The following is a 15012-nucleotide window of genomic DNA, read 5'->3' as shown; positions in this document are numbered from 1 at the left end:
CAATTCATATCATATGTCTTATATAAGACACATGTCTTGGCAGTCATATACTGGACTTACGACCACATTTTGTGGTGAAATCGCGGTCTATGAACCCCCTTCCACCCAACAGCAGCGATGCAACCGGCAGCGACGCATCGCCGTCGTTCCGTCCGCTGTACCAGCAGATCAAGGCCCTGATCACCCAGAGCCTGCAGTCCGGCGAGTGGAAGCCGGGCGAACTGATGCCGAGCGAAGTCGAGCTGGCGGGGCGGTTCAAGGTCAGCCAGGGCACGGTGCGCAAGGCCATCGACGAGTTGGCGGCCGAGCACCTGGTGGTGCGCCGGCAGGGGAAGGGCACCTTCGTTGCCACCCATGCCGAGGAGCGCGCCCATTTCCGCTTCCTGCGCCTGATGCCCGACGAGGGCGTTCCCCACCATCCGGACAACCGCTTCATTGCCGTGCTGCGCATCCGCGCCACGGCCGAGGTCGCGCGCTTGCTCGAGCTGAAGTCGGGCGACGCCGTGGTCTACATCAAGCGCGTGCAGTCCTTCGACGGCGTGCCGACCATCCTGGAAGAGCTGTGGCTGCCGGGGCAGTTGTTCAAGGGACTCACTGCCGAGCGCCTGGTGGAATACAAGGGACCGATGTACGGGCTGTTCGAGTCGGAATTCGGCACCCGCATGATCCGGGCGACCGAGAAGATCCGCGCGGTGGCGGCCGATGCGGCAGCTGCGGAGCACCTGAAGGTGCCGGAAGGCACGCCGCTGCTGTGCGCGGACCGGGTGTCGTTCAGTTATGGCGACAAGCCCGTCGAGCTGCGCCGCGGAATGTATTCGACGGCGCGCCACCATTACCAGAACGAGTTGTCATGACGAACAAGCAAATACGGTGTCGACATGTCGATGCCGATGCGGTGGACCCTGAACGGCCCTCTGCAGCGATCGCTACAAGCGATTAAAATAAGTTGGTTTTGCGTAAGCGACGAACAGTGCCCGGTTCGCCGCAGGGATGCCCCGGTTATCTTCTACTGGATGCTTGGTGCCCCGTCACAAAATCGGCGAAAATGAAGGGTTCACTAAAAAACTGTCGTCATAGAGGGAGGTGTTTCATGTCCGAAGCCGTGAGAGAAGCTGCAAAAAAAGGGCGGCCGGAGTTCCGCAACGTTGGCATTGGGGATATTACGAGTAAATATCGCATGCCGCCATCGGCCATCGTGTCGATCCTGCACCGCGTGAGCGGCGCTGGTCTGTTCCTGTTCCTGCCGTTCCTGCTGTATCTGTTCCAGGAAAGCCTGCTGTCGGAAATCTCGTTCGAGCACTTCCGCGGCGTTGCAAGCCACTGGTTCACGAAGATCATCCTGCTGGGCCTGTCGTGGGCTTACCTGCACCACTTCGTGGCCGGCGTGCGCCACCTGTTCATGGACAACCACCTGGCCCTGGACAAGGATGCCGCCCAGAAGACCGCACGCTGGGTGCTGATCATCAGCCTGGTACTGACCGCACTGGTCGGCCTGAAACTGTTCGGAGTGTTTTAATCATGGCAAACAAGAATAACATCGGACCGCGCCGCCTCGTCGTCGGCGCCCACTACGGCGTCAAGGACTGGCTGGCGCAGCGCGTCACGGCCATCGTCATGGCCGTCTTCACCGTCGTGCTGCTGGTTTCCTTCCTGACCGGCCAGAACTTCACCTACGAAGGCTGGGCCGGCCTGTTCGCCCGCCAATGGTTCAAGCTGTTCGCCCTGGTGACCTTCCTGGGCCTGTTCTACCACGCCTGGGTCGGCATCCGTGACATCTGGATGGACTATGTGAAGTCGGCAGGCCTGCGCCTGTTCCTGATGCTGGCGACGATCTTCTGGCTGCTCGCCTGCGCCGCCTGGACCGTGCAAATTCTCTGGAGTGTGTAATCGTGGCAGCAATCAAAACTGCAATCCCTACCCGCCGCTTTGACGCGGTCATCGTTGGCGCCGGCGGTTCCGGCATGCGTGCATCGCTGCAGCTGGCCGAAGCCGGCCTGAACGTGGCGGTGCTGTCGAAAGTGTTCCCGACCCGTTCGCACACCGTGGCTGCCCAGGGCGGCATCGGTGCTTCGCTGGGCAACATGAGCGAAGACGACTGGTACTGGCACATGTTCGACACCGTCAAGGGTGGCGATTACCTGGGCGACCAGGACGCGATCGAATTCATGTGCCGCGAAGCACCGAAGGTCGTGTACGAACTCGAACACTTCGGCATGCCGTTCGACCGTAACCCGGACGGCACCATCTACCAGCGTCCGTTCGGCGGCCACACCGCGAACTTCGGCGAGAAACCGGTCCAGCGCGCCTGCGCCGCGGCCGACCGTACCGGCCACGCACTGCTGCACACCCTGTACCAGCGCAACGTCCGTGCCCGCACCCACTTCTTCGTCGAGTGGATGGCCCTCGACCTGATCCGCGACGCCGACGGCGACGTGCTCGGCGTGCTGGCCCTGGAAATGGAAACCGGCGACGTGATGATCCTGGAAGCGAAGACCACCATCTTCGCCACCGGCGGCGCAGGCCGCATCTTCGCCGCCTCGACCAACGCCTTCATCAACACCGGCGACGGCATGGGCATGGCGGCACGCGCCGGCCTGCCGCTGCAGGACATGGAGTTCTGGCAGTTCCACCCGACCGGCGTGTCCGGCGCGGGCGTCCTCATCACCGAGGGCGTGCGCGGCGAGGGCGGTATCCTGATCAACTCGAACGGCGAACGCTTCATGGAGCGCTATGCGCCGACCCTGAAGGACCTGGCGCCGCGCGACTTCGTCTCGCGTTCGATGGACCAGGAGATCAAGGAAGGCCGCGGCTGCGGTCCGAACAAGGACCACGTGCTGCTGGACCTGCGCCACATCGGCGCCGACACCATCAAGAAGCGCCTGCCGTCGATCCTGGAAATCGGCCACAAGTTCGCCAACGTCGACGCCACCAAGGAACCGATCCCGGTCGTTCCGACCATCCACTACCAGATGGGCGGCATCCCGACCAACATCCACGGCCAGGTGGTCGCACCTGACGGCACCGGCGGACAGAAGATCGTGGGCGGCCTGTACGCGATCGGCGAATGCGCCTGCGTCTCGGTCCACGGCGCGAATCGCCTGGGCACCAACTCGCTGCTCGACCTGGTGGTCTTCGGCCGCGCGGCCGGCAACCACGTCGTCGCGTCGAACCTGAAGCAGAAGGTCAACAAGGCCCTGCCGAAGGACGCCGCCGACTTCGCGCTGGACCGCCTGAACCGCCTCGAGACCTCGACCGGCGGCGAGAAGGTCCAGCACGTGGCCAACGACATCCGCGCCACCATGCAGAAGTTCTGCGGCGTGTTCCGCACCCAGGAACTGCTGGATGCGGGCGTCAAGGAGATCATGAAGCTCGACGAGCGCCGCAAGCACGTCTCGTTCAAGGACAAGTCGAAGGTGTTCAACACCGCCCGCGTGGAAGCGCTGGAACTCGACAACCTGATCGAAACCGCCAAGGCGACCATCGTGTCGGCAGCGGCGCGCAAGGAATCGCGCGGCGCCCACGCCCACAGCGACTACCCGAACCGCGACGACGAGAACTACATGAAGCACACCCTGTTCTTCTCGGAAGGCAACCGCCTCGAGTACAAGGCGGTGGTCACCAAGCCGCTGACCGTCGATACCTTCAAGCCGAAGGCCCGTACTTTCTAATATTTTTTAAGGCCGGGGAGGGTTCTCCGGCCTGAATAAACAGGTAAAAACATGGCACGCACCGTCCAACTGAAGATCTACCGCTACGATCCGGACAAGGATACGAAGCCTTACATGCAAGACGTCACCGTCGAGCTGCAAGATACCGACAAGATGCTGCTCGACGTCCTGCAGCGCATCAAGTCCGACGTCGATGACTCGCTGGCCCTGCGCCGCTCCTGCCGCGAAGGCGTGTGCGGTTCGGACGCAATGAACATCAACGGCAAGAACGGCCTGGCCTGCACCACCAACTTGAACGAGCTGACCCAGCCGATCGTGCTGCGTCCTCTGCCGGGCCTGCCGGTGGTGCGCGACCTGATCGTCGACATGACCAACTTCTTCAAGCAGTACCACTCGATCAAGCCCTACCTGATCAACGACTCGATCAAGCCGGAGAAAGAGCGCCTGCAGACCCCGGAAGAGCGCGAAGAGCTCGATGGCCTGTACGAGTGCATCCTGTGCGCCTGCTGCTCGACCTCGTGCCCGTCGTTCTGGTGGAACCCGGACAAGTTCGTCGGCCCGGCCGGCCTGCTGCAGGCCTACCGCTTCATCGCCGACTCGCGCGACGAAGCCACCAACGAGCGCCTGGACAACCTGGAAGACCCGTACCGCCTGTTCCGCTGCCACTCGATCATGAACTGCACGGACGTGTGCCCGAAGGGCCTGAATCCGAACAAGGCGATCGGCAAGATCAAGGAACTGCTGGTTCGGCGCGCGATTTAATTCGCGTTTTAGTATTTCACTGCACGTACCGCGTGGGCGGCAAAGCCGCCCACCCTACGAGACCCACGATACCTGTAGGGTGGGCGGGTCTCCCGCCCACGCGGTCCAATGCAAGCATCAAGCAGCAACTTGCAGCATCCCGCAGTAAAGATGCCGCAAATACAGTAAAAGTACCGTACTGCCTATTCCCGGCATGCGGAGTATGATGTTGACCCAACAACGGACTCTAGTGAAAACGCATCAATCCGATCCCGCCAACCGTGCCCGCTTGCGCTGGCGTGCGCGTCGCGGCCTGCTCGAGAACGATTTGATCCTCACGCGCTTCCTGGATGCGCATGAAGAAGAATTGACCGACGAGGAAGTCGATGCGCTGACCCGCTTGCTGGACCTGGCGGACAACCCGCTGATGGACCTGCTGCTGGGTCGCTCCGAACCGGAAGGCGAGGTCGACCAGCCGCATGTGCGTGCCCTGCTGGCGCGCCTGCGGCAGGCGTAGTTCGGATGAACTTCGCAGCCAGATTTCGACATTGTTTTTAGATCCACTCCCACAAGAAGGAAGTGCCATGAATATCTCTGATACCAAAGCCACCCTGTCGTTCTCGGACGGCAGCCCGTCGGTCGACATGCCGATCTACAAAGGGACCATCGGCCCGGACGTCATCGACATCCGCAAGCTGTACGGCCAGACCGGCAAGTTCACCTACGACCCCGGCTTCATGTCGACCGCAGCGTGCAACTCGAGCATCACCTACATCGACGGTGACAAGGGCGAACTGCTGTACCGCGGTTACCCGATCGAGCAACTGGCCGTCAACTGCGACTTCCTGGAAACCTGCTACCTGCTGCTGAACGGCGAACTGCCGAACGCCGAGCAGAAGGCCACCTTCACCAACACCGTGACCAAACACACCATGGTCCACGAGCAGATGCAGTTCTTCTTCCGTGGCTTCCGTCGTGACGCGCACCCGATGTCGGTGCTGGTCGGTACCGTGGGCGCCCTGGCCTCGTTCTACCACGACTCGCTGGACATCAACGACGCCAAGCAGCGCGAAATCTCGGCCATCCGCCTGATCGCCAAGCTGCCGACCCTGGTCGCCATGGCATACAAGTACTCGATCGGCCAGCCGTTCATGTACCCGCGCAACGACCTGTCCTACAGCGCCAACTTCATGCACATGATGTTCGCCAACCCGTGCGAAGAGTACAAGGTCAACGACGTGCTGGTGCGCGCCCTGGACCGCATCCTGATCCTGCACGCCGACCACGAGCAGAACGCATCGACCTCGACGGTCCGCCTGGCCGGCTCGTCGGGCGCCAACCCGTTCGCCTGTATCGCTGCCGGTATTGCCTGCCTGTGGGGCCCGGCGCACGGCGGCGCCAACGAAGCCGCACTGACCATGCTGAAGGAAATCGGCTCGGTCGAGAACATCCCGGCCTTCATCGCCAAGGTCAAGGACAAGAACTCGGGCGTGAAGCTGATGGGCTTCGGTCACCGCGTGTACAAGAACTTCGACCCGCGCGCCAAGCTGATGCGCGAAACCTGCCACGAAGTGCTGAACGAACTGGGCCTGCAGGACGACCCGCTGTTCAAGCTGGCGATGGAACTGGAACGCATCGCGCTGGAAGACGAATACTTCGTCTCGCGCAAGCTGTACCCGAACGTCGACTTCTACTCGGGCATCGTGCAGTCGGCCCTGGGCATCCCGGTCTCGCTGTTCACCGGTATCTTCGCGATGGCCCGTACCATCGGCTGGATCGCCCAGTGGAACGAAATGATCGCCGATCCGGAACAGAAGATCGGCCGTCCACGCCAGCTGTTCATCGGCTCGCCGGTGCGCGACGTGCCGTCGATCGACAAGCGTTAATTTCTAACGCAGCGTCATCAGGGAGCGGGCTTCGGCCCGCTTTTTCGTTTACTGCACGTGGTAGCTGAGGAAACGGTGATCGACGAGGGCGGCATGCGCCGATAGGCGCCGCCGCCGGTATCGCAGGCATCCTCACGTCAACGCGAGATGCCGCATGGAGGATGGCTGCCTGGATCAGCCGCGGCCAGTGCTGCTGCCCGACGTGCTGCCGGTCGGGCTTCCGGTACCGGTTCCCTGCGAGCCGCTGGAGCCGCTGGAGCCGCTGGAGCCGCTGGAGCCGCTGGAGCCGCTGGAACCACTGGAACCACTGGAACCACTGAAACCACTCGAGCCGCTGGTGCCGCTCGAACCGCTGCCGCTGGTACCGGTTCCCATCGTGCCGCTGCTGCCACTGCCGCCGCTAGTACCGGTTCCCATCGTGCCGCTGCTGCCACTGCCGCCGCTAGTACCAGTCCCCATCGCGCCGCTGTCTCCGCTGCTGCCGGTCGCCCCGGAGCCCGAACCACTGCCGCTGGCGCCGGTCCCCATCGTGCCGCTTGTGCCGCTTGTGCCGCTTGTGCCGCCGGTGCCGGTGCCTGCTGCGCCGCTGGCGCCCGTGCCGCCGCTGCTGCCGGTCGCCCCGGAGCCGCTGCCGCCAGACGTGCCCGAGCCCGATGCGCCGCTGCTGCCCGCCGCCCCGGTCCCGGAAGTACCGCTCGATCCGCTTGCGTCCGAGTCGCTGCTACTCGACTTGCTCTTCTTCTGTTTCTTCTTCTGCTTCTCTTCCTTGCTGCTAGAACCGGTGCTGCCGCTGCCCGAGCTGCCCGAGGTCTGTCCCGTCGCTTGCGAACCCGACTGGCCTGCGGTGCTGCCCGATTGGGCGACGGCATTCGCGGATACCGCCATGGCAGCGGCGACCGAGGCGCCGAGCATTGCTTTCAATAATTTATGCATCGTCATTTTTAATCTCCTAGATTCTCAAAGGTGGGGAAAGCTCAACAATATCAATGACATGCGAGCGTTCTGAGTGTAGGGGGGCGATTTTGAAACGAGCGCGCGGTAGCCGTTTAGCAACCCAGCCTCCTTGGCTGCCGCTACTGCGCTTGGGCAGACGTCAGACAGCGGACCAGTTCAACAGTTCAGGATCTTCAATCGGCAACCGTGCCGTGGCCATGGCGGCAGCGCGTGCGGGTACACTCATCACCAGCCTTCATCACCACGTACCGGGAGCAAGCATGGCACGCCTGCCGATCAAGACCGTCGACGTCTTCACCACCGTCCCGTTCAAGGGCAATCCGGTTGCGGTCGTACTGGACGGCACGAGCTTGTCGACAGCCCAAATGCAGCAGATCGCCCGCTGGACGAACCTGTCCGAAACGACCTTCGTGCTGCCGCCGACAGAGCAGGGTGCAGACTACCGGGTACGGATTTTCACGCCCGGCGCCGAGCTGCCCTTCGCGGGCCATCCTACGATCGGTACCGCGCATGCATTGCTGGAGGCGGGCATGGTACGCGCAGACAACGGTATCCTGGTGCAGCAATGTGGCGCCGGGCTGGTCACGCTGACTGTCGAGGGGGCAGGCTCGGCGCAGCCCTGGATTGCGTTCGAGCTGCCGACGGCTAGCCTGACGGCGCTGGATGCAGCCGAGGCGGCGCAGCTGGAGTCGATCCTCCGCGCCGACCTGGAGGTGAATGTCGTGCCCTACCTGGTCGACGTCGGCCCGCGCTGGGTGATTGCCCAGCTGACGAGCGCCCGGGCGATCCGGGCAGCCCGGCAGGCATCGAAGTGCGCGCCTTCGCACCGGCCCATGGCGTCAACGAGGATCCGGTGTGCGGCAGCGGCACTGGCGCCGTGGCGGCCTACCTGCGCCACACGCGGCAGCTGGGGACCTTCGGAAGCGAGGTGCTGGCCACCCAGGGTGAAATGCTCGGGCGCGCCGGGGTGCTCCGGCTCTCGATGTCGGACGAGGCGATCCGGGTCGGTGGTCATGCGCTGACTTGTATCGACGGGACGCTGTCCGTATGATCGCCGGTCCGGAACAGAACGATCAGGAGACAGACAAGCATGCCGGCTCGGGAAGATATTGTTTTACTGGCCTCGTATAACGCGGGCATGAACGGCAGGCTGTATGCCGCCGCCGCGACCTTGCCGAAAGACGTGCTGAGCGCCGACCGGGGTGCATTTTTCGGTTCGATCATCGGCACCCTGAATCACATCGTTGCAGGGGATACCATCCGGCTGCGCCGCTTCATGGGGCATCCGTCGAATTTCGCTTCCTTGACGGCAATGGCCGACATTCCAGCGCCCGCCGGCCTTGCACATCGCTACAGCGACGACCTGGAAACGCTGCTGGAGCACCGCAGTCGCCTCGATGCGATCATCATGGCCTTGGCGGTCGAGGTATCGGACAGCGACCTGGCACAGCCGCTGGCGTACCGGAATTCACGCGGCGACAACCGCAAGAACTTCGGCAGCCTGCTACTGCACTTCTTCAACCACCAAACCCATCACCGTGGACAGGCGAGTACCTTGTTGTCGCAATCCGGCGTCGATATCGGCGTCACCGATCTACTGGAGTGGATACCCGATCAGCATTGAAGCAATTCTGCCCGCGATTATTTCTTGCATGAAAGCCCGTCAATCACTAATATCGGATCGAGTTACCAAGCATTTGAGAGTATTGGTAACGCTTTTGACCGATTCGAGATTGATTGGACAGGCAGATGAAGCCAACTCTTCGGATGTTAGTCGCGCTGGGCGCTGCAACGTGTTCTCTAGGCGCCAGCGCCCACGGCGGCGGCCTGAATGCGGACGGTTGCCACGTCAACCGCAAGACCGGTGACTACCATTGCCACCGCAGCCCTGCAAAGTCGCCGATCTCCGAGTCCTATGCCACGGCCCAGGCCGTGGCGCCACTCGCGACGGGCGCGCAGAGAAGCACGCGCGGCGCGGCTGCCTTTGCAAACTGCGCAGAAGCGCGCGCGGCGGGCGCTGCGCCGGTACGAATCGGCGAGCCGGGCTATGGCGCCCACCTCGATCGCGACGGGGATGGCATCGGATGCGAACCTTACCGTGGACGACGCTAGCATTCGCGGGGACAGGATGAACGAAGTGCGCAAACCTTCGTTCCTGCGACACGCAGCCGCTGCCTTTGTGTTGTCTGCTTGCCTGCCCCTGCAAGCTTCGGGCGGACTGCTCGACGACGAAGAGGCCCGCAAAGCGATCCTTGCGCTGAGCGCCAAGGTCGACAGCAAACTGCGCGACATCGACGCGAACATGCGTGAACTCCATGCGCGCATCGATACCAAGGGCGACAGGATCATCGGCCTCGACATGCTGAACCAGCACGAGCAGACCATGCGGGAACTGGCAAGCCTGCGTGGCCAGATCGAGGTGCTGACGAACGAGATCGCCAACGCACGGAAAAATCAGAAAGACCTGTACGCCGACCTTGACGCGCGTATCAGGAAATTTGAATCGCGCCAGGAAGCAGCCGAGACGGCGCCGACAGAAAAGAAGTCCTACGACACCGCGATGAACGCCCTCAGGGCCGGCGACTACAAGGACGCCGCCGGCAAGCTGCATGCCTTCCTGCGCCTCTTTCCCGATTCCGATTACGCTGCCGACGCCCGCTACTGGCTGGGCAATTCTTACTTTGCCCACGGCGACTACAAGAAGGCCATTGTAGCCCATGAAGACATGGTCGCCCGCCATGCCGACAGCGCCAGTGTGCCCGACGCGATGCTCAACATCGCCGCCAGCTATTCCCAGTTGAACGACAAGAAGAACGCGACGAAGTCACTGCGGCGCGTGATCTTGACCTATGCAGGTTCGCACGCGGCGAACATCGCCAGGGAGCGGTTGGCACAGTTGAAATAGGAAAGGGTAAGCATAGGGCTGCATGCCGGCGGGTTCGCTTTTAGTGCGCCATGCATCCAGCTATAATGCGGTCCTTTAGCACCACGCCAGACCCGGCTCGTTGTACAGACAGATGGTCGCCAGCCTTCCACGCATCCGCTCCACCCGCTACGTCATCGCCTTGCTGCTGACGCTGGCGATGGTGTTCGCGCACTGGCAGGGCCTGGCGCACCGGATCGCGCATGCCACGCAGTATGCGTCCACCACAGTCGACACTGCCGTCAACGGCTCGGCAGCGTCGCACCAGAAAACCGTCCCGCACTCCTGTCTCGCCTTCGACGCCGCCACGGTCGCGCCCGCACTGGCCACACCCGCGTGCACGACTGCCATCCTGCCGCCTGTCCGGGTCCTCGCCCTCTGGACCGCATTCGATTCCTGGAATGCGCCGTTCACGCCGTATTTCTCTTCCCGCGCGCCACCCGTCGCCTGATGTCCTGAATCTCCCGACCCGCTGCGCCGGCCCCGCGCGCGCGCGTCCCTCCGTCTTTGTTTTTAGGATTTCATCATGTACGTCCAGCGCACCATCCTGGCGAGCGCGGTATTGACCGCACTCGCACCATGCGCGTTTGCACAGACCACTAGCGGCCAGCCGGTCGCGACCGTTGTCGTGACCGCCACCCCCTTCAATGCCGCCGAAGGCGACCAGATCCTCACGCCCGCCAAGGTGCTGGCCGGCGACGAACTGCGCAACAAGCTGGGAGGCTCGCTGGGCGAGACCCTGTCCAGTGAACTCGGCGTATCGGCCTCGGCCTTCGGCGCCGGCGCCTCGCGCCCCATCATCCGCGGCCTGGAAGGCAACCGCGTCAAGGTGCTCGAAAACGGCATGTCGGTGTCCGACCTGTCGGGCCTGTCAAACGACCACGCCGTCACCGGCGAAGCGGCCACCGCACGCCAGATCGAGATCCTGCGCGGCCCGGCGGCGCTGCTGTACGGCTCGGGCGCCATCGGCGGCCTGGTCAACGTCGTCAACGAGCGCATCCCGACCGAGCTGCACGAGAAGCCGAGCGGCGTGGTGGAAACCCGCTACAGCAGCGTCGACCATGGCCGCGCCGTTTCGTACTCCGCAGACGCCACGAGCGGCAAGGTGGCGCTGCACGTCGACGGCAGCGGCCGCGATGCCGGCGACTACCGCGTGCCCGGGCTTCCCGATGGCGACACGCTGCAGAATTCGGCACTGCGCCAGCACACCCTGGGCGCGGGGGCGTCGTACGTCGGGAAACGCGGCTACCTCGGCGCCTCGGTCAGCACACTGAAGAAGAAATACGGCATCCCGGGCGGGGAGGGCTCCAGGATCGACCTCGACCAGACCCGCTACGACATCGACGGCCAGCTCGACGCCCCGATGGCGGGCTTCGAGAAGCTGCGCTTCAGGGCCGGCTATTCCGACTACGGCCACGTGGAGCTGAATGCCGAAGGCGGTCCGGAAACCGTGTTCTCGAACCGCTCGCTCGAGTCGCGCCTGGAGCTGGCCCATAAGCCGCTCAGTGGCTGGCTCAAGGGCTGGGAAGGCAGCTTCGGCATCCAGACCGAGCACACGCGCTTCTCCGGCCTGAGCGCGGACAGCGGCGAATCGGCCACGGTGCCGGTGACGGTGTCGGATACCCACGCCGCCTTCCTGGTCGAGCAGCGCCAGTTCGGCAAGACGCGCGTCAACGCCGGTGTGCGGGTGGAATCGGTGAAGCGCGAACCGGAAGGAGCCGCGCCGCGCCGCAGCTTCGACCTGCTGTCCTGGTCGGCGGGCGCGATCTGGCCGCTCGCCAAGGATTACACGGTGGGCGTGACCGCCTCGGTGGCCCAGCGTGCACCGGGCACCGACGAGCTGTATTCGGGCGGCCCGCACGAATCGACCCTGACCTACGACATCGGCAACCCGAACTTTAACAAGGAAACCTCGCGCAACCTGGAGCTCTCGTTCCGCAAGGTGACCGGCCTGGTGCGCTGGCAGGCGAACCTGTTCGAGAACCGCGTGCGCGACTTCATCTACGGCGAAGTGGGCGACACCTTGCTGGACGACGAAGGCAAGCCGGGCGACGAACTGCGCGAGCGCATCTTCCGCCAGGCGGATGCGACGATCCGCGGCATGGAAGCCGAGATCAGCTACAACCGCCACCCGCATGCCGACGGCCTGTCGCTGCGCGCCTTCGGCGACCTGTCGCGCGGCTCGCTGGACGACGCCGGCAGCCTGCCGCTGCAGCCGGCCAAGCGCGTCGGCTTCGAGGCCGGCTACCGCGAGGGCGCGCTGCGCGGCGGCGTCTCGGTGCTGCGCGCGTTGAAGCAGGAGCGCCTGGCCTCCTTCGAGTCGACGCCGACCCCGGCCTACACCCAGCTGGATGCCAACCTGTCCTATACCCAGCGCTTCCGGAATGCCGACCTGACCTGGTTCATCATCGGCAAGAACCTGCTCGACGAGGACATCCGCATCTCGACCTCGGTGCTGAAGGATGTGGCGCCGCTGCCGGGGCGGAACATCACGGTCGGCGTGCGCGCGGCGTTCTAATCGATGGCGCTTGCGGCCGGCGGTATTCGCCGGCCGCGGCGCTGCTATAATCGGCGCATTCCCCGAGGTGACCTTTTGCGCCGGATTATCACACTCCTCCTGCTGCTCTGCCTTCCCATGTATGGCTTCGCCATGCAAGGCGGCTTGCCACAGGCTTACGGCGCAGGATCCCTCGCGCACGCGGTGGCGCACGACGAGAACATCCTGCACCACCACCACGAGGACGACGGCTCGGTCCACTACGACGCATCGGAAAAGTCGCTCGCCCATGCGCAGGACCACCACTCCTGCGCGCAACCGGTCGATCTGCTCCTGCCTCCGCTCATCGTTCCGCCCGAACAGCTGCTGTCCAGCGTGGCCGTGCCGGCTGCCGACACTCTGACGGAAACCTTCCTCGACGGGCCACGAAAACCGCCTCGTTACGCCCCCGGCCACGCCGCCGGGGGAACGACGCACGCCTGAGCGAATCCTGACGCGCGACGCATTGCGCTCCCAGTGCGCTCCATTCGCGCTCGTGCGCCTTCCTTCGGTAGATTTCGATGCTCACCGATGGAGAACACATGCGCACCCGCCGCCTGTCCCTTACCCTTCTGGGTGCCGCGCTTGCCCTGCCATGCTGGGCGCTTGCGGCACCGCCAGCCACACTCAAACACGCCGTCGACGGCGCCTGGCAGCGCGTGCCCGACGCGCGCACGGTCGAAGCGCGCCAGATCGAGGCCGCGGAGGCACGTGCCACCGCCGGCTCCTGGTTGGCGACGCCGCCCACGCTCGGCCTGTCCCAGAGAAGGGATGAGAGCGGGTCGGAACGCGCGCAGCGCGAATCCGAGATTTCCGTTTCGTCCACATTCTGGCTGCCGGGCCAGAAATCGGCGAGAGAAGCGCTGGCCGCGCGCGGCAGCCATGAAGCCGCCGCCCATCTTGTCGCCACCCGCCTGGCCGTGGCCGGGCTGGTGCGCAACCGGATGTGGGAAGCGGCCGCCGCCCAGGTCACGCTGGAAGAAAAGCAGGACCACCTGCATCACCTCGAAGGGCTCGCCCATGAAGTACGGCGCCGTGTCGAGGCCGGCGACCTGGCGCGCAGCGACGGGCTGCTGGCCGACCAGGAAGTGCTGGCCGCACGCATCGAGGTCGGCAAGGCGCGCACCGCCGCCGCCGAGGCATTGGCGCGCTTCCAGGTCCTGACCGGCTTGCCGGAACTGCCCGCGCTGGAGCCGGAGCCGCTGCGGGAAGCGGATGCCCCTGCCAGTCCGCGCCTGCTTGCTGCCCAGGCCTCCGAGCAGCGCGCACGCGCCGCCTTGCGGCTGCTTGAGGCGAACCGCGCCGCGCCGCCCACCATTGCCTTGTCGGTGCGCCGCGAAGAAGAGCGCATGCTGCGCGAACCGACGCGCAGCGTGGGCGTCGCCCTGCAGATCCCGTTCGGCAGCGCCGCACGTAACCGCAGCGTCGAAGCCCAGGCGCAGACCGTGATCGCGACCGCGGCCGCGGAAGCGGCCGAGGCGCAGGCCGCCAGCGGCGCCGACCTCGCGGTCGCCCGCGCACGCCTGGCGAATGCCAGGACGGCGTTCGACGATGCAGTGGCGCGCGCCAAGGCCCTGCACGAGCACACCGCGCTGTTCGAGAACGCCTTCCGCCAGGGCGAGCGCGGCCTGGCCGACCTGTTGCGCTCGCGCGCGCTGACCCATGAAGCCGACGTCGCCGTGGCCCAGCAAAAAGTCGCAGTCGGGCACGCCCATGCGCAACTCAATCAAGCACTAGGAATCCTTCCATGAAAACCCTGACCCTGTTCTTTGCGGCCATGCTGGCCATGTCGGCCGCACTGGCCGGCCCGGGCGCGCACGGGCCGAACGGCGAGCACCTCGACGCCCCGTCCACCGCCGCAGGCAGCGCGCTGCCGCGCATCGAGACCTTTAGCGAAGCCTTCGAGCTGGTGGGCCAGCTCTCCGGCGGCGAACTGTCGATCATGATCGACCGCTACGAAACCAACGAGCCGGTCCTGAACGGCGTGCTGGAAGTGCAGTACAGGAACCTCAAGGCGAAAGCCAAATTCCACGCCGACATGGGCGACTACGCCGTCGACGATCCGGACCTGTTGGCCGCGATCTCGAAGCCGGGCGCACATCCTTTGTTGTTCACCCTGGTGGCGGGGGAGGAGAGCGATCTGCTGCAAGGAACGCTGCAGGTGACGCAAGCCACTGAGGAGCATGACCACGATCACGGACATTCGGCATGGCGGCCCTGGCTGCTGGCCGCCATCGCGGTGCTTGTCCTGGCCGCGCTGGCATTCCTCGTGCGCCGCAAGCGTCAACGCAAGGAAGCCTGAAC

16 protein-coding genes and 1 pseudogene are annotated in these 15012 nt (G+C 64.6%); all 17 read left to right on the top strand.

Features of this window, described 5'->3' with window-relative positions; genetic code table 11:
• The first annotated feature begins 89 nt into the window (after positions 1 to 89).
• The 17 genes and pseudogenes from MA09_RS13820 to MA09_RS13745 all read left to right on the top strand — a co-directional run bounded on the left by MA09_RS13820 (position 90) and on the right by MA09_RS13745 (position 15010).
• Positions 90 to 854, top strand: coding sequence for a GntR family transcriptional regulator (locus tag MA09_RS13820; RefSeq protein ID WP_036249397.1), 765 nt, complete (start codon positions 90 to 92; stop codon positions 852 to 854).
• A gap of 248 nt (positions 855 to 1102) precedes the next feature.
• Positions 1103 to 1516 carry a succinate dehydrogenase, cytochrome b556 subunit gene (gene sdhC / locus MA09_RS13815; RefSeq protein ID WP_036250065.1) on the top strand — a complete coding sequence of 138 codons (414 nt, stop codon included), beginning with the start codon at positions 1103 to 1105 and terminating at the stop codon, positions 1514 to 1516.
• Between the two features lie 2 nt (positions 1517 to 1518).
• Positions 1519 to 1887, top strand: a complete 369-nt coding sequence (sdhD, locus tag MA09_RS13810; RefSeq protein ID WP_036249395.1) for a succinate dehydrogenase, hydrophobic membrane anchor protein — start codon at positions 1519 to 1521, stop codon at positions 1885 to 1887.
• 2 nt (positions 1888 to 1889) lie between these two features.
• Positions 1890 to 3668: a succinate dehydrogenase flavoprotein subunit gene (gene sdhA / locus MA09_RS13805; RefSeq protein WP_036249392.1), complete on the top strand. Its 1779-nt coding sequence runs from the start codon at positions 1890 to 1892 to the stop codon at positions 3666 to 3668.
• 51 nt (positions 3669 to 3719) lie between these two features.
• Positions 3720 to 4430 (top strand): succinate dehydrogenase iron-sulfur subunit, encoded by a 711-nt coding sequence (locus MA09_RS13800; protein ID WP_036249389.1) that lies wholly within the window; start codon positions 3720 to 3722, stop codon positions 4428 to 4430.
• 229 nt (positions 4431 to 4659) lie between these two features.
• A complete protein-coding gene (locus tag MA09_RS13795) occupies positions 4660 to 4926 on the top strand; it encodes a succinate dehydrogenase assembly factor 2 (protein ID WP_373887846.1) in 267 nt (88 codons plus the stop codon).
• Positions 4927 to 4993: 67 nt separating this feature from the next.
• Complete coding sequence (gene gltA / locus MA09_RS13790; RefSeq protein ID WP_036249387.1) at positions 4994 to 6295, top strand: citrate synthase; 1302 nt, start codon at positions 4994 to 4996, stop codon at positions 6293 to 6295.
• 187 nt (positions 6296 to 6482) lie between these two features.
• On the top strand, positions 6483 to 7301 hold the full coding sequence (locus MA09_RS24615; protein WP_161783222.1) for a hypothetical protein: 819 nt from the start codon (positions 6483 to 6485) through the stop codon (positions 7299 to 7301).
• Positions 7302 to 7509: 208 nt separating this feature from the next.
• A pseudogene (locus MA09_RS13780) lies at positions 7510 to 8300 on the top strand (PhzF family phenazine biosynthesis protein).
• Between the two features lie 39 nt (positions 8301 to 8339).
• Positions 8340 to 8873, top strand: a complete 534-nt coding sequence (locus MA09_RS13775; RefSeq protein WP_036249385.1) for a DinB family protein — start codon at positions 8340 to 8342, stop codon at positions 8871 to 8873.
• A gap of 125 nt (positions 8874 to 8998) precedes the next feature.
• Positions 8999 to 9361 (top strand): excalibur calcium-binding domain-containing protein, encoded by a 363-nt coding sequence (locus MA09_RS25315; RefSeq protein ID WP_229440703.1) that lies wholly within the window; start codon positions 8999 to 9001, stop codon positions 9359 to 9361.
• A gap of 16 nt (positions 9362 to 9377) precedes the next feature.
• Entirely contained in the window at positions 9378 to 10154 is a 777-nt protein-coding gene (gene ybgF, locus MA09_RS13770) for a tol-pal system protein YbgF (RefSeq protein WP_036249383.1), read from the top strand.
• Positions 10155 to 10254: 100 nt separating this feature from the next.
• Positions 10255 to 10623, top strand: a complete 369-nt coding sequence (locus MA09_RS25055) for a hypothetical protein (RefSeq protein WP_051933427.1) — start codon at positions 10255 to 10257, stop codon at positions 10621 to 10623.
• Between the two features lie 75 nt (positions 10624 to 10698).
• Positions 10699 to 12690, top strand: a complete 1992-nt coding sequence (locus MA09_RS13760; protein ID WP_036249380.1) for a TonB-dependent receptor — start codon at positions 10699 to 10701, stop codon at positions 12688 to 12690.
• A 75-nt stretch (positions 12691 to 12765) separates the two neighbouring features.
• Positions 12766 to 13152, top strand: a complete 387-nt coding sequence (locus MA09_RS13755; protein WP_152594654.1) for a hypothetical protein — start codon at positions 12766 to 12768, stop codon at positions 13150 to 13152.
• Positions 13153 to 13250: 98 nt separating this feature from the next.
• The gene (locus MA09_RS13750) at positions 13251 to 14459 is read left to right on the top strand and encodes a TolC family protein (protein ID WP_036249376.1); all 1209 of its coding nucleotides are present in this window, start codon (positions 13251 to 13253) and stop codon (positions 14457 to 14459) included.
• Positions 14456 to 15010, top strand: coding sequence for a hypothetical protein (locus MA09_RS13745; RefSeq protein WP_036249373.1), 555 nt, complete (start codon positions 14456 to 14458; stop codon positions 15008 to 15010). The genes MA09_RS13750 and MA09_RS13745 overlap by 4 nt, the downstream gene beginning before the upstream one ends.
• Positions 15011 to 15012 lie beyond the last annotated feature (2 nt).

Origin of the sequence: Massilia sp. BSC265, from assembly GCF_000740675.1 — a bacterium.
Taxonomy (GTDB): Bacteria; Pseudomonadota; Gammaproteobacteria; order Burkholderiales; family Burkholderiaceae_D; genus Telluria.
This window is presented reverse-complemented; position numbering and strand designations above follow the sequence as displayed.